This is a genomic window from Winogradskyella jejuensis, from assembly GCF_900129745.1.
GTDB classification, from domain to species: domain Bacteria; phylum Bacteroidota; class Bacteroidia; order Flavobacteriales; family Flavobacteriaceae; genus Winogradskyella; species Winogradskyella jejuensis.
Window position 1 is genome coordinate 1228744 of record NZ_FQWS01000001.1, and the last position, 23898, is coordinate 1252641.

20 protein-coding genes are annotated in these 23898 nt (G+C 35.2%); 12 read left to right on the top strand and 8 right to left on the bottom strand.

Annotated elements, in window-relative coordinates; genetic code table 11:
- Positions 1-46: 46 nt before the first annotated feature.
- The 8 genes from BUB95_RS05750 to BUB95_RS05785 all read left to right on the top strand — a co-directional run bounded on the left by BUB95_RS05750 (position 47) and on the right by BUB95_RS05785 (position 8658).
- Complete coding sequence (locus BUB95_RS05750) at positions 47-1297, top strand: hypothetical protein (protein ID WP_073084143.1); 1251 nt, start codon at positions 47-49, stop codon at positions 1295-1297.
- 99 nt (positions 1298-1396) lie between these two features.
- Positions 1397-2083: a succinate dehydrogenase cytochrome b subunit gene (locus tag BUB95_RS05755; RefSeq protein WP_073084145.1), complete on the top strand. Its 687-nt coding sequence runs from the start codon at positions 1397-1399 to the stop codon at positions 2081-2083.
- Between the two features lie 12 nt (positions 2084-2095).
- On the top strand, positions 2096-4096 hold the full coding sequence (locus BUB95_RS05760) for a fumarate reductase/succinate dehydrogenase flavoprotein subunit (protein ID WP_073084147.1): 2001 nt from the start codon (positions 2096-2098) through the stop codon (positions 4094-4096).
- Positions 4097-4103: 7 nt separating this feature from the next.
- Positions 4104-4646, top strand: a complete 543-nt coding sequence (locus BUB95_RS05765) for a hypothetical protein (protein WP_073084149.1) — start codon at positions 4104-4106, stop codon at positions 4644-4646.
- 21 nt (positions 4647-4667) lie between these two features.
- Positions 4668-5039, top strand: a complete 372-nt coding sequence (locus BUB95_RS05770) for a hypothetical protein (RefSeq protein WP_073084151.1) — start codon at positions 4668-4670, stop codon at positions 5037-5039.
- Positions 5040-5056: 17 nt separating this feature from the next.
- Complete coding sequence (locus BUB95_RS05775; RefSeq protein ID WP_073084153.1) at positions 5057-5803, top strand: succinate dehydrogenase/fumarate reductase iron-sulfur subunit; 747 nt, start codon at positions 5057-5059, stop codon at positions 5801-5803.
- A 94-nt stretch (positions 5804-5897) separates the two neighbouring features.
- Positions 5898-6830 (top strand): M20/M25/M40 family metallo-hydrolase, encoded by a 933-nt coding sequence (locus BUB95_RS05780; RefSeq protein WP_073084155.1) that lies wholly within the window; start codon positions 5898-5900, stop codon positions 6828-6830.
- A gap of 55 nt (positions 6831-6885) precedes the next feature.
- Positions 6886-8658, top strand: coding sequence for a MutS-related protein (locus BUB95_RS05785; RefSeq protein WP_073084158.1), 1773 nt, complete (start codon positions 6886-6888; stop codon positions 8656-8658).
- A 142-nt stretch (positions 8659-8800) separates the two neighbouring features.
- Here the strand turns inward: BUB95_RS05785 and rpmA are convergent, their stop codons facing one another.
- Positions 8801-9061: a 50S ribosomal protein L27 gene (gene rpmA, locus BUB95_RS05790; RefSeq protein ID WP_073084160.1), complete on the bottom strand. Its 261-nt coding sequence runs from the start codon at positions 9059-9061 to the stop codon at positions 8801-8803.
- A gap of 42 nt (positions 9062-9103) precedes the next feature.
- Positions 9104-9766, bottom strand: a complete 663-nt coding sequence (gene rplU, locus BUB95_RS05795; protein ID WP_073084162.1) for a 50S ribosomal protein L21 — start codon at positions 9764-9766, stop codon at positions 9104-9106.
- A 300-nt stretch (positions 9767-10066) separates the two neighbouring features.
- Between rplU and BUB95_RS05800 the strand changes: the two genes are divergently transcribed.
- Entirely contained in the window at positions 10067-11383 is a 1317-nt protein-coding gene (locus tag BUB95_RS05800; RefSeq protein ID WP_073085110.1) for a M16 family metallopeptidase, read from the top strand.
- 1 nt (position 11384) lies between these two features.
- A complete protein-coding gene (locus BUB95_RS05805; protein WP_073084165.1) occupies positions 11385-13475 on the top strand; it encodes a M16 family metallopeptidase in 2091 nt (696 codons plus the stop codon).
- Between the two features lie 51 nt (positions 13476-13526).
- On the opposite strand, the gene BUB95_RS05810 is transcribed toward BUB95_RS05805, so the two are convergent.
- Positions 13527-14405 carry a DMT family transporter gene (locus tag BUB95_RS05810; protein ID WP_073084167.1) on the bottom strand — a complete coding sequence of 293 codons (879 nt, stop codon included), beginning with the start codon at positions 14403-14405 and terminating at the stop codon, positions 13527-13529.
- Positions 14406-14495: 90 nt separating this feature from the next.
- On the opposite strand from BUB95_RS05810, the gene BUB95_RS05815 reads away from it, so the two are divergent.
- Positions 14496-15005: a heavy-metal-associated domain-containing protein gene (locus BUB95_RS05815; protein WP_073084170.1), complete on the top strand. Its 510-nt coding sequence runs from the start codon at positions 14496-14498 to the stop codon at positions 15003-15005.
- Between the two features lie 58 nt (positions 15006-15063).
- Here the strand turns inward: BUB95_RS05815 and BUB95_RS05820 are convergent, their stop codons facing one another.
- The 3 genes from BUB95_RS05820 to BUB95_RS05830 all read right to left on the bottom strand — a co-directional run bounded on the left by BUB95_RS05820 (position 15064) and on the right by BUB95_RS05830 (position 19799).
- Positions 15064-15363 (bottom strand): hypothetical protein, encoded by a 300-nt coding sequence (locus BUB95_RS05820; protein WP_143185566.1) that lies wholly within the window; start codon positions 15361-15363, stop codon positions 15064-15066.
- Positions 15364-15497: 134 nt separating this feature from the next.
- Positions 15498-16904, bottom strand: a complete 1407-nt coding sequence (locus tag BUB95_RS05825; RefSeq protein ID WP_073084175.1) for a DUF5689 domain-containing protein — start codon at positions 16902-16904, stop codon at positions 15498-15500.
- 30 nt (positions 16905-16934) lie between these two features.
- On the bottom strand, positions 16935-19799 hold the full coding sequence (locus tag BUB95_RS05830) for a carboxypeptidase-like regulatory domain-containing protein (protein WP_073084178.1): 2865 nt from the start codon (positions 19797-19799) through the stop codon (positions 16935-16937).
- Positions 19800-19935: 136 nt separating this feature from the next.
- Here BUB95_RS05830 and BUB95_RS05835 point away from each other — a divergent pair, with 136 nt between their 5' ends.
- Positions 19936-20994 (top strand): endonuclease/exonuclease/phosphatase family protein, encoded by a 1059-nt coding sequence (locus BUB95_RS05835; RefSeq protein ID WP_073084180.1) that lies wholly within the window; start codon positions 19936-19938, stop codon positions 20992-20994.
- Between the two features lie 64 nt (positions 20995-21058).
- Here the strand turns inward: BUB95_RS05835 and BUB95_RS05840 are convergent, their stop codons facing one another.
- Positions 21059-21484, bottom strand: a complete 426-nt coding sequence (locus BUB95_RS05840; protein WP_073084182.1) for a hypothetical protein — start codon at positions 21482-21484, stop codon at positions 21059-21061.
- Positions 21485-21545: 61 nt separating this feature from the next.
- Positions 21546-23894, bottom strand: coding sequence for a penicillin-binding protein 1C (gene pbpC / locus BUB95_RS05845; protein ID WP_073084184.1), 2349 nt, complete (start codon positions 23892-23894; stop codon positions 21546-21548).
- Positions 23895-23898 lie beyond the last annotated feature (4 nt).

The window sequence follows — 23898 nt, forward strand, 5'->3', positions numbered from 1 at the left end:
GATTAGGTTTGTTTGCCTAACGGATAATCATCAATCATTGTTACACATGTTAAACCGCTATTTACTTATCGCATGTCTATGCGTCTCGTTTATTTCATTTTCACAAGAAGAAACAGTTGAGCAAGTCAAGATTTTTCTCGATTGTGACCGCTGCGATGACGAATTTCAACGACAAAACTTAGGAAACGTCCAATTTGTAAGAGATCAAGATTTAAGTGACGTCCATATCTTTGTGGTAACACAACGAAATGGTGCTGGTGGGCGGAGTTATGAGATGGATTTTATAGGTAAGAATACGTTTGAAGCCATTAATTACAAATTAAGTTTTTCCACAGATGCAAACATGACCAATGATGAGGTTAGAAAGCGTGTTTTAGAATATTTAAAGCTTGGTTTAGTGCGTTTTTGGATTGCAAAAGGAACCATTTCGGAAGTTGCAGTAAATGTTCCAACACCAGAAAATGAAGAAGAGGAAGTTGAAGAAGAAGATCCTTGGAATTACTGGTTATTTCGTGTGGGAGCCAACGGCTTTTTTAATGGACAAGAGCTTAATAATAGAAGTAATTTTAATGTAAATGCTTCGGCAAGACGCGTTACAGAAAAGAATAAATTTTCATTATTTCTACGTTATGGCGAAAACAGGTCCACATTTACATTTATAAATGATTTAGATGAAGAAGAAGACTTTAAAGTGTTTAATAATAATAAACGTTTAAATGTTAATGATGTTCTAAGCATCAATGACCATTGGTCTTACGGTTTCTTTGGGAGCTTAGGGACTTCAACGTTTAGTAATTTCGATTTATTTGCAACATTTAGACCAGCATTAGAGTATAGTTTTTTTGATTATGTAGATTCTGCAAAAAAGCAACTGACCATTTCTTACCGAAACGGAATTAGATATAACGAATATATAGAGCGTACTGTTTTTAATGAGACAGAAGAGCTTCTTTGGGAGCATGGAGTTCAACTTGGAGGCCGTATAAATCAGGAATGGGGTACAGTCAATGCAGAAATCTCATTTAACCAGTTTTTAAATGACCCAACACTGAATGCAACAAATTTCTTTTTAAGTACTAATGTGCGCCTGTTTAAAGGTTTTAATTTTAATGTCAGCGGCAGTTATTCTATAACAAGAAACCAAGTAAATATTCCCGGTGGCGACCTAACCGTCGAAGAGTTATTACTACAACAACAACAGCTTCAATCGGGTTATAATTATTTTGTAAGTGTTGGATTTAATTATGCTTTTGGTTCTATTTACAATACGATAGTTAATCCGCGTTTTGATTTTTAATTAAAACGATTCTAAATAAGTGATTAGAAGTCGTCTCAGTTGTCAAAACGCCATTTGAGCAGTATCTTTGCAGGACTAACTTATAAGAATAAATCTACAATGAGCGGAATTTTAAATTCGTCAATAGGAAGAAAGTTTGCCATGGCACTTTCGGCACTCTTTCTAATGGTTTTTTTACTACAACATTTTTCAATTAATATTTTATCGGTTTTTAGTCCAGACACCTTCAATGAGGTTTCGCATTTTATGGGAACATTTTGGGTAGTACAGTACTTATTACAACCTGTATTGATTTTTGGTGTGGTGTTTCATTTTGTAATGGGCTTTGTGTTAGAATACCAAAACAATAAAGCAAGAAAGGTTGGTTATGCAAAAACAAGTCGTGCTGCAAACTCAACTTGGATGAGTAGAAACATGTTATTAACGGGTCTTGTGGTATTAGCATTTTTAGCCTTGCACATGTATGATTTTTGGGTTCACGAAATGCAGGTAAAATATATCCAAGGCGATATGTCTGGTCTTATTAATCCAGATAATGCAGAATCAGGATTTAGATATTACGAAGAGCTACGCGAGAAGTTTGTTGACCCAATAAGAGTCGGATTCTATGCTGTCTCTTTTGTACTGTTAGCATTACATTTATTGCACGGTTTTAATTCGGCGTTTCAATCCGTTGGCGCAAATAATAAATATGTAAAAGGACTTAAAGGCTTTAGCAAAGTGTATGCTATCGGAATTCCTGTAGGATTTATTTTTATAGCTTTATTTCATCACTTCACCCACTAAAAAAATTAGACAATGTCAATATTAGATTCTAAAATACCAGAAGGTCCTTTAGCGGACAAGTGGACAAAACATAAAAATGAGATTAACTTAGTTAATCCTGCTAACAAACGTCTTATAGATGTTATAATTGTTGGTACAGGTTTAGCTGGAGGTTCTGCTGCAGCAACCTTAGCAGAGCTTGGTTATAACGTAAAGGCATTTTGTTTTCAAGATTCGCCAAGACGTGCGCACTCTATTGCAGCGCAAGGCGGAATTAATGCAGCAAAAAACTATCAAGGTGATGGAGATTCTACATACCGCTTATTTTACGATACGGTAAAAGGGGGTGATTATCGTTCTCGTGAGGCTAATGTTTATCGCTTGGCTGAGGTATCTACAAATATTATTGACCAATGTGTAGCGCAAGGTGTACCTTTTGCTAGAGAATATGGTGGTTTATTAGATAACCGTTCTTTTGGTGGCGTATTAGTGTCAAGAACATTCTATGCCAAAGGACAGACAGGACAACAGTTATTGCTAGGTGCTTATGCAGCTATGAACCGTCAGATTGGCCGTGGAAAAATTAAAATGTACACGCGTCACGAAATGTTAGACGTTGTAGTAGTTGATGGTAAAGCTCGCGGAATAATTGCGCGCAACTTAGTTACTGGTGAGACTGAAAGACATTCAGCTCATGCTGTTGTTTTAGGAACAGGTGGCTATGGTAATGCATTTTACCTTTCAACTTATGCTATGGGCAGTAATGTAACGGCTGCATGGAAAGCGCACAAACGTGGTGCATTCTTTGCAAATCCATGTTACACTCAGATTCACCCAACATGTATTCCTGTTTCTGGAGACCATCAATCTAAATTAACATTGATGTCAGAGTCGTTACGTAACGATGGACGTATTTGGGTGCCAAAGCACAAAAAAGATGTAGAAGCTATAAGAAACGGAAGTTTAAAACCTGTTGATTTAGCAGAAGAAGATAGAGATTATTATTTAGAGCGTCGTTATCCTGCATTCGGAAACTTGGTGCCGCGTGATGTTGCCTCAAGGGCAGCTAAAGAGCGTTGCGATGCTGGTTATGGTGTTAACCAAACAGGAGAGGCTGTTTACTTAGATTTTGCAGCGGCAATTGAGCGTTATGGAAAAGAACAAGCCTATGTTAAAGGACTTGATGTTGATGACAAAAAGGTAGTTACGGATTTAGGTAAAAAAGTGGTAGAGAATAAGTACGGAAATTTATTCCAGATGTACGAAAAAATCGTAGATCAGAATCCATACGAAACACCAATGATGATTTATCCTGCTGTTCACTACACTATGGGTGGCCTTTGGGTAGATTATAACCTAATGACTACTGTGCCTGGTTTATATGCTATCGGAGAAGCTAATTTCTCTGATCATGGCGCTAACCGTTTGGGAGCTTCGGCATTAATGCAAGGTTTAGCAGATGGTTATTTTGTATTGCCTTATACTATTGGAGACTATCTAGCTCACGATATTAGAACAGGACCAATCCCTACAGATACTAAAGAGTTTGATGAAGCAGAAGAAAAAGTAAGAGGTGATATTGACAAACTTATCAATAACGAAGGCTCTAAGTCTGTAGATTATTTCCACAAGAAATTAGGTAAAATCATGTGGAATAAATGCGGAATGGCACGTAATGAGAAAGAGCTAAAAGAAGCGATTACTGAGATTGCTGCTTTACGAGAAGAATTCTACAAAGACGTTTTTGTACCTGGAACAGATGCAGAGTATAACGAAGAATTAGCTAAAGCAGGTCGTGTTGCAGACTTCTTAGAATTAGGAGAGTTATTTGCAAAAGATGCTTTGGAGCGCGAAGAATCAGCTGGTGGTCACTTTAGAGAAGAGTATCAGACAGAATCTGGTGAAGCATTAAGAGTTCCTGAGTTCCAATATGTATCTGCATGGGAATACAAAGGAAAACCTAGTGAAGCTGTTCACCATAAAGAAGAGTTGAAATACGAAAATATTGAAGTAAAAGAACGTTCGTATAAATAGAAAGTTTATGAAATATGTAATCTCACTAATAATAGTTTTATTCACGTTCAGTGGTTTTTCTCAAACTTTAAAAAAACCATCAGAAGGTAAAGCTATGGTCTACATCATGAGAAGTAATGACCTTGGAGGTGCCATGAACTTTAGAGTTTATGACAAAGATTTGTTCTTAGGTGCATTGCCTTCTAGAGCCTATTTCACATACGAATGTGACCCAGGAGAACATTTATTTTGGGCTGCTTCAGAGAATAGAGATTACGTAGAAGCTAATCTTGAAGCTGGTAAAACATACGTTATAGATTTAAGAGCAAAGATGGGTATGTTTATCGCTGCTGTTGGTGTTGAGCCGTATACGCCAAACAACAAAAGACATGTAAAGCGTGTCAATAAAGTGCTTAAAAAACACATTAACGCCAACATTGTAGAAGCCGATAGAACATCTGAAAAAGAGGAAAATATCGAAAAAGCTATGAAAGCATATAATAGAATTAAGGATAATACTAATTCTAAAATAAAAAGGCTTACAGCTGATATGAACTTTAATAACAACTAACTAACCAATCAATAATCAATTATGAATTCTAACATTTTAAAATTAAAATTAAAAAGAGTTGACCCAGTAAAGTATGCTTTAATCACGACTGCTTTAACACTTACAATCATGTTAATCGTCTTTGTTCCATTTTTACTAATCTTTTCTGCCATAGGAATAGGTGCAGGCTCTGAGTCTTTTGGAGCTGGAGCAGCTATTTTAGGAGGAGGAATTATTGGGATGCTTTTTGGAATAATTTTTTATGGAGTTATCATATTTGTAGTTACATTGATTGCTACATCACTTTTAAACTTCATTCTTAAGAAAACAGGAGGATTAGACATCGATTTTGAAAAAGTGGGTTTCGATTTTGAAGCACAACAACAATCAAATCAGGGTCGCATAGAACAATAAAAAGAAAAATTGCTATGATGAATTTAACGTTAAAAATATGGCGTCAAAAAAACGCTAGTGACAAAGGAAAGATGGTAGATTATCCACTTAGTGGTATTTCTCCAGACATGTCATTTCTTGAAATGCTAGATGTTTTAAATCAAGAGCTCATAGGAAAAGGCGAAGAGCCAGTAGCTTTTGATCACGACTGTAGAGAAGGTATTTGCGGAACATGTTCTTTGTATATTAATGGACGTGCACATGGGCCGGCAACAAAAATTACAGCATGTCAACTGCACATGCGTAGTTTTAAAGACGGCGATACCATTTATATAGAGCCATGGAGAGCAGAAGCATTTCCGGTTGTAAAAGACTTGATTGTAGACCGTTCTTCTTTTGACAGAATTCAGCAAGCAGGAGGATTTATATCTGTAAACACTTCAGGTAATACGCAAGATGCAAATGCTATTCCTATTGAAAAAGAAAATGCAGATAAAGCCTTTGATGCAGCAACATGTATTGGATGTGGTGCTTGTGTAGCGAGTTGTAAAAACTCATCTGCTATGTTATTTGTATCAGCAAAAGTATCTCAGTTTGCGCTTTTACCACAAGGTCAAGTAGAAGCAACTGACCGTGTACTTAACATGGTAAAGCAAATGGATGAAGAAGGTTTTGGTAACTGTACAAACACAGGAGCTTGTGAAGTAGAATGTCCTAAAGGAATTTCTTTAGAGAATATTGCACGTATGAATCGTGAATACCTTTCAGCTAGTTTAAAAGGTTAATGAACGAATAAGAAATTATAACGTCTAAAAAAATCCTAAGTTTAGCTTAGGATTTTTTTATGCCCCAAATCAAATGATAAATCACGATTCTAAAATGAAATTTTATAAATTTTCAATCTTACTTTTTACGGTAATCTTTTTCACGTCTTGTGGTCAGAAAGCCACACAACCAAAAGAAGTAACGCAGCCAGATAAAACTGAGGTTTTATATGATGACATAGCACTATTAAATCATATTAAAACCTTAAGCTCTGATGCTTTTGAAGGTCGGAAAACAGGAACTGTAGGTGCAGAAAAAGCTAGAGTATACATTATTGAACAATTTAAAGCCCAAGAAGTAAAAACTTTTGGAAAATTTGAGCATCAATTCACATTCAAAAACCGTGATAAAGAAATTGAAGCTGTCAATGTTTTAGGTGTTGTAAAAGGAACTGTATTTCCTGATAAGTATATCGTTGTAAGTGCACATTACGACCACTTAGGTAGCAGAAATGGTGAAATTTATAATGGCGCAGATGATGATGCCTCTGGTGTCGCCGCGTTGTTTGCATTTGCTGAAATGCTAAAGAAAAATCCACCAAAACATTCTGTGATATTAGCGGCTTTTGATGCCGAGGAAATGGGTTTACAAGGCGCAAAATATTTTGTTGAAAAGATGAAAGATTCAAAAATAATTGCCAATATTAATATGGATATGATTAGTCGAAGCCCTAAAAACGAATTGTATGTGGTGGGCAGCCGTTATACCGAAAAATTGAAATCTTTAATAGAGGATTTTAAAAATCCTACTCAGGCTAAACTATTGGTTGGTCACGATGGTACAGACGGTAAGATGGATTGGACCTATTCTTCAGACCACGGACCTTTTCATAAAGCTAATATTCCATTTTTGTACTTTGGTAACGAAGACCACGCTGCTTACCACAAACCAACTGATGATTTTGAAGATATTACCCCAGAATTTTACAAAAATGCGGTGACTATAATTCAGGCTGTATTTAGGGACTTAGATGCTTCAAGTTTATAATCTTCTTAAGGTTTAACCTTATGTTTTAGTATATTTCGAGTGTTATTTAGAAAGCATGCAAAACCCAACGGAATTTTATAATAATCAGTTAGAAAAGCATAAGGCAAAAGCAAAGCAACTCTTTAAAACCTTAAGTCTATTTAGCTTATTCAGGCTTACCGTCTTTGTGCTTACCGTTGCGGGAATTTATTTTACCTTCAATCAGTGGCAAGTAGCAGCAGTCATTGCTGTTGTTGGTGTTGCTATCTTTCTATACCTATTATCTAAATACACAGATCTAAAAGCGGAGCGTGCACGTTACAAGAGACTGGTAAAGATTAATGAGACAGAGCTTCAAATAGCTTCAGGCGATTTTCACAATAGAGCAGATGGCTCAGAATATCAAAATTCAAAGCATTTTTACAGTTTGGATATCGACTTGTTTGGTAAAGGGTCTTTCTTTCAGTTTATTAACAGAACAACCATTAAAGAAGGTACTCAAAAGCTCGTTAATACTCTTTTGTCTAATGAGATAACGGATATTCCAAAGCGTCAAGACGCTATAAAAGAATTGGCAGAAACACCGGAGTGGTATCAAAATTATACAGCTGTAGCGCAAGGCGTCACTGTAGAACATTCTGCAAGTCGTATTATCTCGTGGCTCAAAGATTACAAGCCTTTTTTAAGTAAAACTTGGTTTTTAATTACCATTGTATTTAGTCTTATGTCTTTAGTCATTTTTGGGTTGGCAGTGGTTGAAATGATTCCAATAGCCTATTTTGGGTATTGGCTATTACTTGGTTTAGGATTAACGGGTCATTTTCTAAAGCGAATAAATAATGTTTCTCTTCATACATCAAAAGCAAAGGAAACTTTTAGACAATATGCACAACTTCTAAGTGCCATTGAGAATACCACTTTTAAGTCAGAACTTTTAAAAGAGCAACAACATAAAATTGAATCAGACGGAAAAAAAGCGTCAGAAATTTTTTCAAAGTTTTCTAAACACATCGATGCTTTAGATAACCGAAACAATTTGATTTCTGCCATATTTGGGAATGGTTATTTCCTCTGGGATATAAGGCAAACTTACTACATAGAACAATGGATTAACACCTACGCTCATAAGATTGAAGATTGGTTTGAAGTTGTTACTTTCTTTGATGCTTATAACAGTTTAGGAAATTATGCTTTTAATCATCAGGATTTCTCATATCCTAAAATTTTGGATTCTGAACATACAATCTTTGCTAAAGACTTAGGTCACCCACTTTTAAATTCAGCTAAGCGTGTAGATAGTGACTTAAATTTACAGCAAGAGCAATTCTTTATAGTCACAGGTGCAAATATGGCAGGGAAAAGTACCTTTTTAAGAACCGTAGCTTTGCATATTGTTATGGCCAATGTTGGTTTGCCAGTATGTGCAAAAGAGAGTACATACAAGCCTATTAAACTCATTACGAGTATGCGTACCACAGACTCTTTAACAGATGATAGCAGTTATTTCTTTAGTGAACTGACACGTTTAAAATTTGTGGTTGATACTATAGAAAAGGATAATAACTATTTCATCATACTAGATGAAATCTTAAAAGGTACTAACAGTACTGATAAGGCCATTGGTTCACGAAAGTTTGTAGAAAAACTAGTTAAATTAAATGCTACCGGAATTATTGCCACTCATGATTTAAGTCTTACAGAAATTGAGAGCGAACTAGAAGCTGTAAAAAACTACTTTTTTGATGCTAAGATTGTTAATGACGAGCTCTTTTTTGATTACAAACTCAAACAAGGTGTTTGCCAAAACATGAATGCGAGTTTTTTGTTGAAGAAGATGGAGATTGTTTAATATGTAGGTTTTATAATTTGTCATGCTGAAACAAGTTCAGCATCTCTTTAAAATTCTTCTAAGTATTCAATAAAATGCAATAAAAAACCCTCTCTATTTCTAGAAAGGGTTTTTTTTAAATGATTTATAAAAGAGTGTTTAATTAAGCTTCAAAAGGCTCAATTGAAACATAAGACTTGTTGTCTTTCTTTTTAGTAAATTTTACGATACCATCAACTTTAGCATGTAAAGTGTGGTCTTTTCCTTGGTATACGTTCTCACCTGGGTGATGCGTGTTACCACGTTGTCTAATGATAATGTTCCCTGCGATAGCAGCTTGACCACCAAATATCTTAACACCTAAGCGTTTCGATTCTGATTCTCTACCGTTTTTAGAACTACCAACTCCTTTTTTATGAGCCATTGTCTTAAGGTTTTATATTGTTAAACTTGAGCGATTAAGCAATTACGCTTTACCACCATCTAATTCGTCTTGCCATTTTTTAAGCTCGTCCCACTTACCTTCAGCAGCTAATTTAGCTTGCTTTGGCCAAGTGTCAGTAACATGGTTACCACGAACTCCAGCAATAATTTCAGAAATTGCTTCTGGCTTAGCTTTTGCTAAATCAGCGAAAGTAGCAATACCAGCTTCAACTAACGTAGAAGCAATTTTTGGTCCAATACCTTCAATTTTCTTTAAATCATCTGCTTTTGCAGTTGCTTTTTTAGCCGGTGCTGCTTTTTTAGCTGCTGGCTTTGCTTCTGCTTTAGGTTCAGCTTTTTTAGTTTCCTTTTTTGGAGCAGCTTTTTTAGCTCCAGAAGCTGTAATACCTTCGATTACGATTTCAGAAAGTGCTTGACGGTGACCATTCTTAACTCGGTAACCTTTGCGTCTTTTCTTTTTGAAAACAATAACCTTGTCACCTTTAAGGTGCTTTAAGACTTTAGCACTTACTTGTGCTCCGTCTATAGCTGGGGCGCCTAAAGTTACATTGTCACCATCACCAATTAAAAGAACGTTGTCGAAAGAAACTTTCTTACCTTCTTCAGTTGCTAAACGGTTAACAAAAACTTTTTGGTCTTTTTCAACTTTAAATTGATGCCCTGCTATCTCTACAATTGCGTACATAGCGTAACGTTTTTATTAATTTGTTATTCAATAAATTAAGCCTTCTTCTCAGAAAGCGGATGCAAATATACGCTTAAATTACTAATTCACAAACGTTTTAAAGGTTTTGAGCTATATTTTAAATACGAATTATTTGATGATTGAAGTTTGTTTTGTTTCCAATTTATAAAAGACCTATATATTTTACATTTTATTTAGAAGAAAAAGCTTTTTTGTTCGCTATTTTTGTGGGAATTGCTGTAACAATAATCACTTCAGCAAGACAAACATTTGAAACTTTTATTAAATAAAACACCAAAAATGAAAAGAAGCTTATTAAGTTTAGCCCTTTTGATGTTTGTAGGCTACTCAGCCTCAGCACAAAAGGTAGAGTTTGAAGAATTTGATTTAGATAACGGTCTCCACGTTATTTTGCATCAAGATAATACCGCGCCAGTAGTTGCTACAACAGTAATGTATGATGTTGGAGGTAAAGACCGTGAGGAAGGTAGAACGGGTTTCGCTCACTTTTTTGAGCACCTTTTATTCGAAGGCTCTGAGAATATCGAGCGTGGAGAATTTATGAAAATTATTCCTGCAAACGGAGGTACGTTTAATGCCACAACATCGCAAGACAGAACTTATTATTATGAGATTTTCCCTTCTAATAAATTAGAGTTAGGTCTATGGTTAGAGTCTGAGCGTATGCTTCACCCTGTAATTGACCAGGTAGGTGTTGATACACAAAATGAAGTTGTAAAAGAAGAAAAGCGCCAAAGTTATGACAGACCTTATGGAAAATTATTAGAAGTTATTGGTAATAACTTATTTGAGGTTCACCCTTATAAAGACCCTAATATTGGTTTTATGGAAGACCTCGATGCAGCAACACTCGAGGAGTTTAATGCTTATTTCGAGAAATATTATGGACCTAATAACGCTGTATTAATTGTAGCAGGCGATATTGATAAAGAAAAAACTAAAGAATTAGTAAAACAATATTTTAGTGCTGTAAAGCCTAAGCCAGAAGTCGTTAGAAACTTTCCAAAAGAAACACCTATTACCGAAACAAAGAAGGTAACAGCATACGACCCAAACATTCAAATTCCTGCGATATTGGCAGCATACAGATTACCAGGCCAAGCGTCTAGAGATGCATATGTATTAGATATGATTTCTTCATATTTAAGTGGAGGAAAAAGTTCGGTTTTATACAAGAAATTAGTAGATAATCAACAACAGGCTTTAGCAGTGCAAGCTGTTAATTTAGGTCAAGTAGATTACAACATCTTTGCTTTATTTGCTTTACCTCAAGGAGAAACAACACTCGACACGCTTTTAGCTGAAATGGACGAAGAGATTGCTAAAATGCAAACAGAATTAATCTCTGAGCGTGATTATCAAAAACTTCAAAACCAGTTTGAAAATCAATTCGTAAACTCTAATTCTAGCGTTGCTGGTATTGCAAGTTCTTTAGCAACCTATTATTTGTTGTATGGAGATGTTAATTTAATTAATACACAATTAGATTTATACCGCTCTATTACTAGAGAAGAAATTAGAGATGTGGCAGCAAAATATTTGAGCCCAAATCAACGTGTTGAAATCCAGTACTTACCTAAAAAAGACGAAAAATAAGATGAAGAATATAAAATTAAAATTAGCTGCGTTTGTAGGGGTTGCTTTACTATCTTTTGGCGTTAATGCACAAATAGACCGTTCTCAAATGCCAAAAGCAGGACCAGAACCTACAATTAATTTAGAGAAACCAGACGAGTTTAAGCTTAAAAACGGAATTACGGTAATGGTTGTCGAAAACAACAAATTACCTCGAGTATCTTATCAGTTAAGTATTGATAATAACCCTTACAAAGAAGGAGATAAAGCAGGTGTTGCTAGTATTTTATCCGCAATGTTAGGTAATGGAACAACGTCTATTTCTAAAGACGATTTTAATGATGAGGTGGACTTCCTTGGAGCAAATATTAGTTTTAGTTCTAGTGGAGGTTTTGGTAGTGGGTTAGTAAAATACGCAGACCGTATTGTTGAACTTATGGCTGATGCCGCAATCAATCCTTTATTAACAGAAGAAGAGTTTAACAAAGAAAAGGATAAACTTATTGAGAATTTAAAATCTAACGAGAAAAGTCTTGATGCAGCTGCTAGTAGAGTTGGTGGCGCTTTATCATATGGTAAAAATCATGTGTATGGTGAGTTTACGACAGAAAAAACCGTAAACAACGTAACCTACCAAGATGTATTAGATTTTTACAAGGTGCGTTTTGCTCCTAACAATGCCTATATTGTTGTAGTTGGCGATATCGATACAAAAACAGCAAAAAAACAATTAAAGAAATATTTTGGAAAATGGGAGAAAGTTGAAAACCTACCGGTTATTCCTAATCCTGAATTAACATCTAATGTTTCTAATACTGAAATCAACTTTGTGGATATGCCCAATGCGACACAGTCTAATATCTCTGTGACAAATAATGTTAGCTTAAAACAAAGTGATGACGATTATTTTGCCGCACTTATGGCCAATAACATCCTTGGTGGTGGAGGCGAAGGTTATTTATTTAAAAACCTTCGTGAAGACAAAGGGTATACGTATGGAGCTTACTCTAGTTTAGGAGCTAACCGTTATGGTGTATCTCGTTTCAATGCAAGCGCAAAAGTGCGTAACGCGGTAACTGATAGTGCTGTAGTAGAGTTTCTTAAAGAGATTAAGCGTATAAGAACAGAGCCAGTTGATCCACAAAATTTAAAAGATGCTAAAGCTAAATATGTTGGTAATTTTGTAATGCGTTTAGAGCGTCCACAAACAATTGCAAGCTATGCGTTAAACATTAAGCGTAATAACTTACCAGAAGATTTTTATGCAAACTATTTAGAAAACATCAATAAGGTTTCTATAGAAGATGTACAGCGTGTGGCTAACAAATACTTTAGTGTAGATAATGCCAGAGTTGTTATCGTTGGTAAAGGTGCTGATGTTATTGAAAATCTTGAAAAAGTAGGCTTACCAATTAAATATTACGACAAGTATGCTAATGCTACAGAAAAACCAGTATTTTCTAAGCCATTACCAGAAGGTTTAACTGCTTCTGATGTTGTAAAGAATTATGTTAAGGCTATTGGGGGCGAAGCTTTATTGAGAGATGTAAAGTCTACACTAACGGTTGCTGATGTTACAATCACTGGCGCACCATTTAAGCCAAAGGCTACGATTAAACAAATGGCGCCTAATATGTTCTCTATGGAAATGGCCATAGAGGGTATGGGAACTGTCATGAAACAAAAATTTGATGGGAAGTCTGGTTACCAAGAGCAACAAGGACAAAAAATACCAATGTCAGATGATGATGTTAACTCACGTAAATCAGAAAAAGGTTTATTCCCTGAGATATATATGGAAGCTTCAAATATTGCATTAGAAAGTCTAACAGATGTTGACGGTACAGATGCATACAAAATTGTAGTAACAAAAGATGGTAAATCATCAGCGAGATACTATGCGGCTGATTCAGGATTATTAATTAGGACTGAAGAAACTAACGAAGTTCAAGGACAAACAATTACCACTGTGACGGATTACTCTAACTATAAAGAAGTAAATGGAGTTATGATGCCACAAACTATGAAGGTCAATGCAGGACCACAAGTCTTAGAATTTAATATGTCAGAGATTAAAATTAACGAAGGCGTAACAGCCGAAGATTTCAACTAGAAGTCTGTATATAAATACATTAAAAACCGAAGTCAAGAGGCTTCGGTTTTTTTATGTTTTTCTAGTATTGGAAATGTAAACTCCAGTTAAAATGATAAGTGTTGCAATACCTTGCATTGGAGTAAAAGCTTCGCCATCTAAGAGTCCCCAAATTACTGCTACAATAGGCATTAAATAGGTCACAGAAGTCGCAAAAACTGGAGAAGATATTTGTATCAATTTATTAAATAATACCTTGGCTAAAGCGGTGCCAAATACAGATAAAATAATGACGCAAAGGATAGCCGTCCAAATAGTTTCAGAATTAAAAGTCGACGCAGAGAAAAAATCTGTAAATAGTAATACGATAAGTGCTGGTACAATGATAAACACATAATTACCCGCAGCAATTGTCAGTGGCTTAACATCTTGTAAATAACGTTTTATAATATTTACATTGGCAGCGTACATTAAAGTTGAAATAATAATAAAACCGGCATAGAGATAATTTTGGTTTGGATTAATCTCAGAGCCTTTTAAAATTAGAATCGCAGTACCAATAAACCCTACAATAATTCCAAATACTTGCCTACGAGTAGATGTAATTTTAAACACAGCGACACCCATCAAAACGGTATTAAGCGGTACTAAAGAATTTAATATAGAAGTAACCGCACTATCAATTTCAGTTTCAGCTATGGCAAATAAAAATGCTGGAAAAAAAGAACCCAAAAATCCAGAGATAGCTATCCATTTCCATTGCGGTTTTTTTATTTGTTTTAAGCTACTATAACCAAAAATAAGTAAAATCCCACCTGTAAGAACATTTCGTAAAGACCCAATTTGAAAAGGCGTTAGCCCTAAAAGCGATTTCTTAATAAGTATAAAAGAACTCCCCCAAATAATCGATAAAATGATGAGATAAAGCCATTTGGTGTTAATGTTTTTCATAAATGCTGGTTAGAGGTCACAAAATTCGTTAATTATTTTTCAAGAAACCTTGTATTTATTAGATTTGTTTCAAATAAGAATTTAGTAATTATGAAAATTTTCAAAAATATTATTACGGTCGTTGCACTAGCATTAGTTGTTATTGCATGTAAAAACAATTCTGAACCAGAAGTAAAAACAGTTGAGATTGCTAAAAAAGAGACCAAGCAAGCTTTAGACCCAAATGCTACATATGCTAAAGTTGAGTTTAATATTGAAGGTATGACTTGTGCTGTAGGATGTGCCAAAACCATTGAAAAGAAAATGGCTAAAATGGAAGGTGTAAAAATGGCTAAAGTAGACTTCGATAAAAAATTAGCTATGGTAGAATACGATGAGGCTAAGGTTTCACCAAATTCTCTAAAAGAAGCCGTTGGTAAAGTGAGTGATATCTACGAGGTAAAAGACATTAAAAACGTAGATGCGTTTTCTTCTGAGAAAAAAGAATGCAAAGCAGATTGTAAGATGGATTGTTGTAAAGACAAATCTAAAGAAGAGAAGGAAAAAATGGCTTGTGCTAAAGATTGCAAAAAGGCATGTTGTAAGGCTGAAAAAGCTTAACTACAATTAAATAATAATATTGTATTAAACGCTATCCTTTTCGGTGGCGTTTTTTCTTTTATATAGCTTGTAAAAATACTAAGGCTAGAATTATAAAAGCTAAAGGTAAAACTATAAGTTTCCATGGTTGAATCTTTTGCCTTTTTGATTTAGCGTTTAGAACATTTCTTCGTTTTCCGTTATAACGCATCCAGTTTTTTAAGTAAATGAATAGCACACATATTAAAGAAAGTATTACAGCTTTTTCTGAGCTTATTTGACCCATATTAAGCTGACTAGCAAAAGCAGCAAAGAAACATGCTATTAGACCGAAAAATGCTATTTCAACAACACTTATATAATGTAAGGATAGTTGCATAGCCTTGCGACCTAGTTTGGATTTGGTGTAGTTTAAAAAAGAAATGTAAAATGTATCAAACATAATTAATTGTAAAAATAAAAAACCGCACCTAATCAGGTACGGTTTTATTTATGATTAAATCAAATAACTAATTAAAGTACAGTGATTTTAACGTTGTCTAAATCTATAGTCATGTTTTGGTTAGCAGTATCACTACCTGTATATCTAAAGGCAATGTATGCAGTACCAGTTACAGACGATAAGTCTAAAGGTCCAGAATTTACAAACGTAAACCAGTTACCCGGATCTACGATATAACTTTTAGTAAAAGGTAATGATGTCCAAGTTGCACTTGTTACACCAGCTTCAGTGCCATCAAAATCGTTAGACCATAATACTTCTACTGGGTCATGACCAGAATCTGGGAATGCGTGTTGCATATCAAAAGATAATACTTCTCCACTCTGAGCATCCATGTCTATAGATGGTGTAATTAACCAACCGATGTTTGAAGAATCTCCTGAGCTAAATGCTGAGAATCTCGCCGTACCATTACCACTAAATACATCTTCTCTCCATGGTCTAGAACCAGCTTCGATAAAGTTAATCCATCCTGGAGTATTAAAATCTGTATTGTCTGTAGCTTCTTGGAAGTCTGCAATAAAAACTGGGTCACAACGCTCTCCTGTCATATCTACGTCTTCTGGTGAGTTGATAACAACGTTAAACTCATCTCCAAAGAAGTTTTTCTGTAAAACAGCGGTCATTGTACCTCTACCAGCTGGTAGTGTTAAACCTTTAAAATCTGCAAAAGTGCTAGTTGCAAAAGTTGTAGATGCACCAGTTGCACAATCTTCTAAAGTACGCTCACCGTCAAACTGGTCTCCAGGCTCAGAAGCATAACTTTGAGCGTTTGGTGCTACAGCTTGAGATTTTAAAAATTGTACATTATCTAAAGTGATTAGTAAGTTTGTTTTGTCATCAGAAAAATCTGCAATACCCATAGTTAAAGGAACCATAGTTGCAACTTCAGCAGAACGAATGATAAAATCATTTTCTACAGGAGCAGGAATTTTACCAATGCGCTCACCATCTCTTGGTCCAACCGTTAATACACCGTTAGAAATACCAGCTACTAAGCCATTTAACTTAACAAATACTTTACGACCGACTTCGTAACGTATAAACAAAGGGTTAACATCAACGAGTACTCTAATACCTGCTGTTGGGCTTTCAGGAGCATTTTGAAGGATTAATTCTTCGAAATAGTTACCGCCCTCATCAGAAGAGATTACATAACCTTCTACTAAAATATCATTACCGTCTGTTGGATAAGTAAAAAGCGTATCGTCATCAGAATAATCTAATGAACTGTTCCCTTGCTCTTGTGCTAAGTTTCCAACAACAGAGCTTATAGGAATAATTTGTTCACCATTAGTAAATACAGGTTCAACAACAGCAGTATTAGGAACGCTAAAATCGTCGTCTTCTACACAGCTATTAAATGCTACTAAACCGATAAGTAGAAGGATTAATTTATTAATTTTTAAAGTTTTCATTTTCTATGTGTTTTATTTTTTCTTTTTCAATTAAAATCTTACGTAAACATTTAAGTAATACGTTGTACCGTTACCAAAGAAATAACGCGAACCAAAAACAGGTCCATTATCTCTAGATTGATCTTCTCTGATTCTTCTAAAGTTAGCAAGTCTTGATTGCTCAAAACCACCTGTTCTATAATCTTGATTAAATACATTGTTTATAGTAGCAAAGAAACCGATGAAATAATCATCTACTTTCCATGATTTACCACCTATAATATTTACAAGCATATAATCATCAAACTGCTCTTGCTTTAATAATTCTTTAGCTAAAATAGGGTCATAGTCGTTGAATGTATTACCATCAAAATCTGAAGTAAAGTTAGCAGATCTTGCCAAATTACTAACATCTATATAAGCATTAGAGAAGAAATTACTCGTAACTCCTATATTCCAGAAGTCTGGGTCACGATATTCGAAACCAACTTGGAAGGCGCGTTCTGGTCCTCCAGCAACGTGAACATCCTTAAGGTTAGTTGTGCCATCACCAAAACGCAATTGACCTGGGAAGTTTACACTAGTTAGGTATAAATCTGGATTATTTTGGAAAGTATACTGTCCTACAGAGGCTGCACCTTTAAGCTTTATTGTAGGTGTAACTTGAGCTTCTATACCAACTTCTACACCAACATGACGTCTTTCGACATTCGTTAATATCTCTTGGACAAAAGCATCACCGTTATCAACACCTAAACCAGCTAAATCTTCAGTAAAGTAGAATCCAACATCACTTCCGTTTTCAAAACCAGAATAAAAACCAGTAACTCTGGCTTTTACTATTGGCGAACGGTAGATATAACTTACATCTAAAGACTGAATGTCTTCGCTTTCTAGACCAGTAACAGTTGCATTTGTCTGTCTAGCATTACTAAACGAATTTCTAATACCAGGTGCTTTTGTAAATTTACTAGCATTTACGTCTAATAAGTGCTTACCAGTAATTTTATAAGTAAAGCCAGCTTTAACACCATAATTTGTAAATTCTAATTCCTCACTTTTACCAAATGAACCTGTTGGTCCTTCTCCAGAGAAAAAGCCATTTTCAAAAATCCCATTTCTTTGGTATGTAGTTCTCGAAATATTTCCACCTAAATAAAAATCTATTTTATTGTATTTAAACTGCGCTTGTGCAAATGCACTGGCTACTTCAGCGTTTATCTCGTAGTTGTATTTATAACGGTCACCTTCTCTTACGATACGGTTAGGATTTCTTAAATCACTCTGTGCTAAATCTGCAGCAACATCGTCAGAGTCTGTTGTATTATCTTCTTCAGCAAAGAAATCTACATCTAAGTAACCTGTACCTCCAAGTAAATCTTCTACTCTAGCATAATTTTGGCTGTTTAAAGTTCTATAATTAACAGCAGCATTTAAACGAATATTCTCAGCTAAATCCGCATCTAAAATAGAGTTGAAGCTCCATTGCTTATCTTCTATGACATCAGCCTGTATAGCGTATAAAGAATTACCACCTTGAGCTCTTAAACTTGCATTGGCTTCGTACAGTTGATTCCAGTTAAGTTGCCCGTCATTTACAAAAGCCTCTTGAGCTATAAACGCTTGTTGGTAATCAAAAGCTGTTGGATTTGGGTCTTGTAAGAAGAAACTAGGAAGGTTTTGGTAATAATCTGGATTTGGGTTACGTGCACCTCCTAAAAAGACACTCTCGTTTCCAACAGTTACTAAGCGTGTACCTCCATTATCTATACGTGTATTGGCTATCTCCCCAAACTGGTAAGCTACATTTGTATTTAAACGCACCTTTTTAGAAATATCCCAGTAGTGGTTAAGCATTACTATTGGCTCTTCTATCTCTCTTATTCTAGAATTGCGCTGCTCACCATTTAATTCTCCCCAAAATGGATTGTATTGTCTTCCTTTTAAGTCAAAAATTTCTTGAGTAATAGCTGTAGAGCGTCCACGCCTGTTCTGAGCGTAGATGCTTGTTAAGTTAATGCTATGTTTATCATTAATTTTCTTTTCAACTGCTGCGAAAAAGGAGTTGGCATCGTATAATGTACCATCTACATAACCTTGGTTACCAAAACGTCTAGATAATAACACAGAATAAGACCAGCCATCAGCTAAAAGCCCTGAACTATAACTACCCATGATACGACCTTGGTAACTTCTGTTAGCAGCTGCGTAAGATATACGACCACCTTTACGGTATTTAGAAGCACGCATTATAATGTTATTTGTACCTGCTAAATCACCAAAATTATAATCGTTAGCAGAAATACCCATTGAGAATTCTTGGTTACGTTGCACATCATTTAATCCACCCCAGTTACCCCATTGTGGACGTCCGTTGAATTGCTTGTTCATTTCAATACCATTGATAAGTACTTTACCATTGGCATTGTCTAAACCTCTTGGTCTAAAGAATGTTGCGCTAAAGTCGAATGCAGCAGCACTTAAAAACACATCTCTAGAGGCTTGTAGTAATCCAGAAACGTTGTCAGTAAGACCATCGTCTTCACTGTTTAAGTTGTCATCGGAAATAGAAATGGTGTACAAATCTTTCTTGTCTGTTGGGTCAAAATCAAGAGTCATTCCTGAAATATCAACAGTTTTACCCTGATTAACTACAATTGGGTAACGCTTAGTTTCGTAACCTACTTTTTCAATTTTAAGTACCTGTTCACCTAAAGGGACATTAGCAGAAAAGCTAAATTCACCTTTGGCATCAGTAATCGTACTTAGTTCTGTACCTTCGATAGTTACAGTAACATCAGGAATAGGTTCTCCTGTTGTTCCATCTAAAACACTTCCTTTAACTAGAGTTTGCTGAGCAAAACTTACTAGCGAAAAAGCTATTCCAAACAGAAAGAGTAAAAAACTTTTTTTCATGCCTAGTTTTATATTGTTTAATTTAAGAAACCCTTAACAAAAATTTTAAGGGGATGCAAATTTACATTATTTATAATAAATACATACTTTTGGCATCTAATTTGCTCTAGGCTTTACAATTATATAACATTACTAAATGAAATTTTTAAAATTCCCCCTTGTATTAGTTGCTCTTTTCTTAGCATTCACGGTAAATGCGCAGGAAAAGAAATTTAAAATCCACACCGTGGCTTTCTATAACTTAGAAAACTTGTTTGATACGATTAACGACCCAACGAAATACGATGAGGCTAGTCCGATTATGGAAATGGCAGCTGCTAATCGATCTGAAGTTTACGAAAAGAAAGTAAAAGGAATGGCTCGTGTTCTTGCCGAAATTGGACGTGGTGAAATGAGTAGAAACGCTCCAGCAATTATTGGGGTATGTGAAATTGAAAACAGAAAAGTTTTAGAGGATCTTGTAAACAATCCTTTACTATTAGGAAAGGATTACGGAATTATACATTTTGATGGCCCTGATGCTAGAAGTATTGATGTAGCATTACTTTATCAAAAAGCATTATTTCAGCCCACAAATTCTAGCTCTCATGAATTAAAGATTTTTGATGATCAGACAGGAAAACGTAAATATACAAGAGACCAATTATTGGTTAGTGGAAAATTAGATGGAGATGATATCCATGTTATAGTAAATCACTGGCCATCTCGAAGTGGTGGAGAGGCTAGAAGTAGACCAAAGCGTGTTGCTGCGGCAAAAGTGACTAAGCGTTTAGTAGATTCTTTGCAGTCTAACGACCCTTATGCTAAGATTCTAATCATGGGAGATTTAAACGATGACCCAACAAATGCTAGTGTAAAAGACGTACTTAAAGCACAAGCCAATAAAAAGCGCGTAAAGCTAAAAGGTATCTACAATCCTTATGAAAATATGTTTAGGAAGAAAGGTCTTGGTACGACAGCATATCGTGACGCATGGAGTTTATTTGACCAAATTATGGTGACTGCGCCTTTACTAGAAAAGGATTATTCTTCTTTCAGATTTTTTAAAGCAGGAATTTATAATAAACAATACTTAACAAATCCACGAGGAAGATACGAAGGTTATCCATTTAGAAGTTTTGCTGATGGAGGCTACACAGGAGGATTTAGTGATCACTTCCCGGTTTATGTTTATCTTATAAAGGAGGTTGAATAATGCTTTCAACTTTCTGAAAATAAAAAGGCTTCAATTAGTTTTGAAGCCTTTTTTATGCGTTTATCTAAAACCACAGATTCCAAGGAATCATATAGAGAACAAGTGCTAGAGCTATAGTGTAAAAAATAGAAAGTATTTTAAATTTTGGTTTAGACACCAGTTTCTTTTTATGTTTTGAGTAGCCAATAGTAACTAAAGCCACAGCAATTAACATAGTTGAAGGATGCTCAACAGCTAACTTTCTTATAGCATCGTTTTTCATAACTTCTCCAACAGATAGTTCATCAAAATAACCTTTTGTAAACCAAAGAATGATGCCTATAAGTAACTGAATGTGCATTGTTATTAATGCAAACAATGAAATTCTAAAATCTTTTGCGTCAAATTCTTTATCTCCAAAGAATTTAAATAGTGCATTAAGTGTTGCTAGGACCAAGACTAATAAAACTAAATAGGCCCAATAAGAATGAATAAACTGAAGTGTTTCCATAGTGTGTAATTAGTTAGTTACACAAAAGTACATAATACAAGCTTATAAAACAGTAATAAATCTAGTCCGAAATTGTTATCTCATGCTTCAATTCATTCCCCAATTCGTCAACAACCGTAATCGTGTGCTTTCCTGGTTTCGGTAAAACCGCCATATCATGAAGGTCTTTTGTTTTGCCAACATAAGTTTCATCAATATACCAAAAGAGCTCCAATTCTGGTTTTGAATGTGCTACTTTTAAGATTAAATCATTTGTGTTTCCATCAAAATCTTTTGGTAAAAAAATGGTGCTTTGTTGCGTTGGGTAAATAAACTCCATAGCTACAGAAGTAGACGCTTTGCAGTCGCTTCGAAATGGTGGTAAGTCTTTATAAAATGGATTTTTACTTTTGTAATAAAACGCTTGTAATGGCGGAAGCGTAAACCAAGACTCACTTTTTATATTTAAAATATCCTCGCAAGACGAATTCACCTGAAATTGCTTCGAAGCATCTAAATGTACCAGTTTATGATACGGACAAGGTTCCGTTTTTTGTCCACTAATTTGAATAAATTTTGAAGACACCACATCGCATATTGAAGATGCGCGATAACCACTTTTATCGCAAATTTGTACTTCAATCATTTCGTCATATGGTTTATCAAACCAAGTACTTTTTGGGAGTAAATCAAACACATCGAATAAAATTGGCGCAGCAGTTTGTACACCAACCAAACCTGGTCGACCTTCGCCATCAGCATTGCCAACCCAAACGCCAACCACATAATCTTTCGTGGCGCCAATAGCCCAAGCATCTCTAAACCCAAAACTTGTTCCTGTTTTCCAAGCAATCTCTTGAGATGAGTCATAATATTCCCAACTATCATCTTCTTCTGGGCGATTGACTTGCTTCATACTTTCAAACGTATGATAGATAGAGGCGGCGTCAAAAATGGTTTTTTCCTGAGAAAGTTTTCCAAAGTTTACTGCTGAATTAGAAAACGTAGGCTCACAAAATTCCTTCGTATAATATTGACTTGAATTTTCATTAAAATGATTTAATGTAGAAGCCATTGCCGCGTAACTTTTGCACAAATCCCACAAGTTGCTTTCCGCACCACCTAGAATTAATGATAAGCCGTAATGATTGGCATTATACTTCACATCCTTAAGTTTCAACTGCTTTAAATATTGATAAAATCTATCCAAACCAAAATCTTGAAGCATTCGAACAGCAGGGACATTCAGCGAGCGTGATAAAGCCATATCCGCAGGCACGGCGCCATCAAATTCTTTGTTGAAATTTTCGGGTTGGTAACTCCCAAATTGCGTAGGAATATCAGCCACCAACGTATTTGGTAAAATATCGCCAGCATCAAGCATTGAAGCGTATAGAAATGGTTTTAGAATACTTCCTGTACTTCTCGGTTTGTCAATGATATCTACATTTTTTTGATGCGCTTTATCCGTTGGCGAGTTACCAATGTAGCTAAGTACTTTTCGTGTTTTCACATCCAAAACCAACACCGAAATATTATGAATTTCGTTCTGTTTTAATTGATTATAATGCTGTTTTACAATGCCATTGGCTTGTTCTTGTAAGCTAACATTTAGTGTGGTTTTTATCCGTTTTCCTTTATATGTTTTTGCAATTTTTTGAAGTAAATGTGGCGCAATCTGAGGTAAAGGATATGGTTTTTGAGGCAGACCTTCAGCTATAGATAATTCGTAAGTCAATTTGTCAATCGTGCCATTATCATAGATTTTTTTCAATAAACGATTACGTTTTTTTAGTAACCGTTCTTGGTTTTTACCAGGATAAATTAAACTCGGTGCATTGGGTAAAACAGCTAATGTTGCACTTTCTGCCCAAGACAAATCTGAAACGTTTCTATTAAAATAACGCCAAGCTGCAGCATCAATACCTACCACATTTCCGCCGAATGGCGCGTGACTTACGTATAGATTTAAAATATCGTCTTTCGAATGTCGAAATTCTAATCGCGTAGCCAAAATAAGCTCTTTCAATTTTTCAAAATAGGTACGTTTTTGTCCTTTTCGTGATAAGCGAATGACTTGCTGTGTAATGGTACTTCCACCACGTTTTATTTCTCCAGAACTTATGTTTTGCTTTAGTGCTTTAAATATGGAAATAGGGTTAAATCCAGGATGTTTATAAAAATAATCGTCTTCAAACTGAAGAATACAAATTTTAAATTTTTCTGGAATACTGTCCGTTTCTGGAAATCGCCATTGTCCGTCATCTGCAATTAGGGCACCTAATAATTGATTAGAATTGCTTGTAATTACGGTTGCTGTTGGGTCCTTAAAAAGTTGCTTTGGTAAGCAGAAGTAATAGGCGGCAAGCGCAATACAGATGATTGCGCTTTTGATTTTATTGCGTTTTATGTAGTTTATAAGTTTCAATATTTGG

Excerpts from the sequence above, each read along its gene's own strand:
- BUB95_RS05830 (WP_073084178.1), bottom strand. The coding sequence starts at position 19,799 with ATGAAAAAAAGTTTTTTACTCTTTCTGTTTGGAATAGCTTTTTCGCTA.
- BUB95_RS05815 (WP_073084170.1), top strand. The coding sequence starts at position 14,496 with ATGAAAATTTTCAAAAATATTATTACGGTCGTTGCACTAGCATTAGTT.
- BUB95_RS05820 (WP_143185566.1), bottom strand. The coding sequence starts at position 15,363 with ATGCAACTATCCTTACATTATATAAGTGTTGTTGAAATAGCATTTTTC.
- BUB95_RS05780 (WP_073084155.1), top strand. The coding sequence starts at position 5,898 with ATGAAATTTTATAAATTTTCAATCTTACTTTTTACGGTAATCTTTTTC.
- BUB95_RS05785 (WP_073084158.1), top strand. The coding sequence starts at position 6,886 with ATGCAAAACCCAACGGAATTTTATAATAATCAGTTAGAAAAGCATAAG.
- BUB95_RS05765 (WP_073084149.1), top strand. The coding sequence starts at position 4,104 with ATGAAATATGTAATCTCACTAATAATAGTTTTATTCACGTTCAGTGGT.
- rplU (WP_073084162.1), bottom strand. The coding sequence starts at position 9,766 with ATGTACGCAATTGTAGAGATAGCAGGGCATCAATTTAAAGTTGAAAAA.
- BUB95_RS05770 (WP_073084151.1), top strand. The coding sequence starts at position 4,668 with ATGAATTCTAACATTTTAAAATTAAAATTAAAAAGAGTTGACCCAGTA.
- rpmA (WP_073084160.1), bottom strand. The coding sequence starts at position 9,061 with ATGGCTCATAAAAAAGGAGTTGGTAGTTCTAAAAACGGTAGAGAATCA.
- BUB95_RS05775 (WP_073084153.1), top strand. The coding sequence starts at position 5,057 with ATGAATTTAACGTTAAAAATATGGCGTCAAAAAAACGCTAGTGACAAA.
- BUB95_RS05755 (WP_073084145.1), top strand. The coding sequence starts at position 1,397 with ATGAGCGGAATTTTAAATTCGTCAATAGGAAGAAAGTTTGCCATGGCA.
- BUB95_RS05825 (WP_073084175.1), bottom strand. The coding sequence starts at position 16,904 with ATGAAAACTTTAAAAATTAATAAATTAATCCTTCTACTTATCGGTTTA.
- BUB95_RS05760 (WP_073084147.1), top strand. The coding sequence starts at position 2,096 with ATGTCAATATTAGATTCTAAAATACCAGAAGGTCCTTTAGCGGACAAG.
- BUB95_RS05840 (WP_073084182.1), bottom strand. The coding sequence starts at position 21,484 with ATGGAAACACTTCAGTTTATTCATTCTTATTGGGCCTATTTAGTTTTA.
- BUB95_RS05805 (WP_073084165.1), top strand. The coding sequence starts at position 11,385 with ATGAAGAATATAAAATTAAAATTAGCTGCGTTTGTAGGGGTTGCTTTA.
- BUB95_RS05810 (WP_073084167.1), bottom strand. The coding sequence starts at position 14,405 with ATGAAAAACATTAACACCAAATGGCTTTATCTCATCATTTTATCGATT.
- BUB95_RS05750 (WP_073084143.1), top strand. The coding sequence starts at position 47 with ATGTTAAACCGCTATTTACTTATCGCATGTCTATGCGTCTCGTTTATT.
- BUB95_RS05800 (WP_073085110.1), top strand. The coding sequence starts at position 10,067 with ATGAAAAGAAGCTTATTAAGTTTAGCCCTTTTGATGTTTGTAGGCTAC.
- BUB95_RS05835 (WP_073084180.1), top strand. The coding sequence starts at position 19,936 with ATGAAATTTTTAAAATTCCCCCTTGTATTAGTTGCTCTTTTCTTAGCA.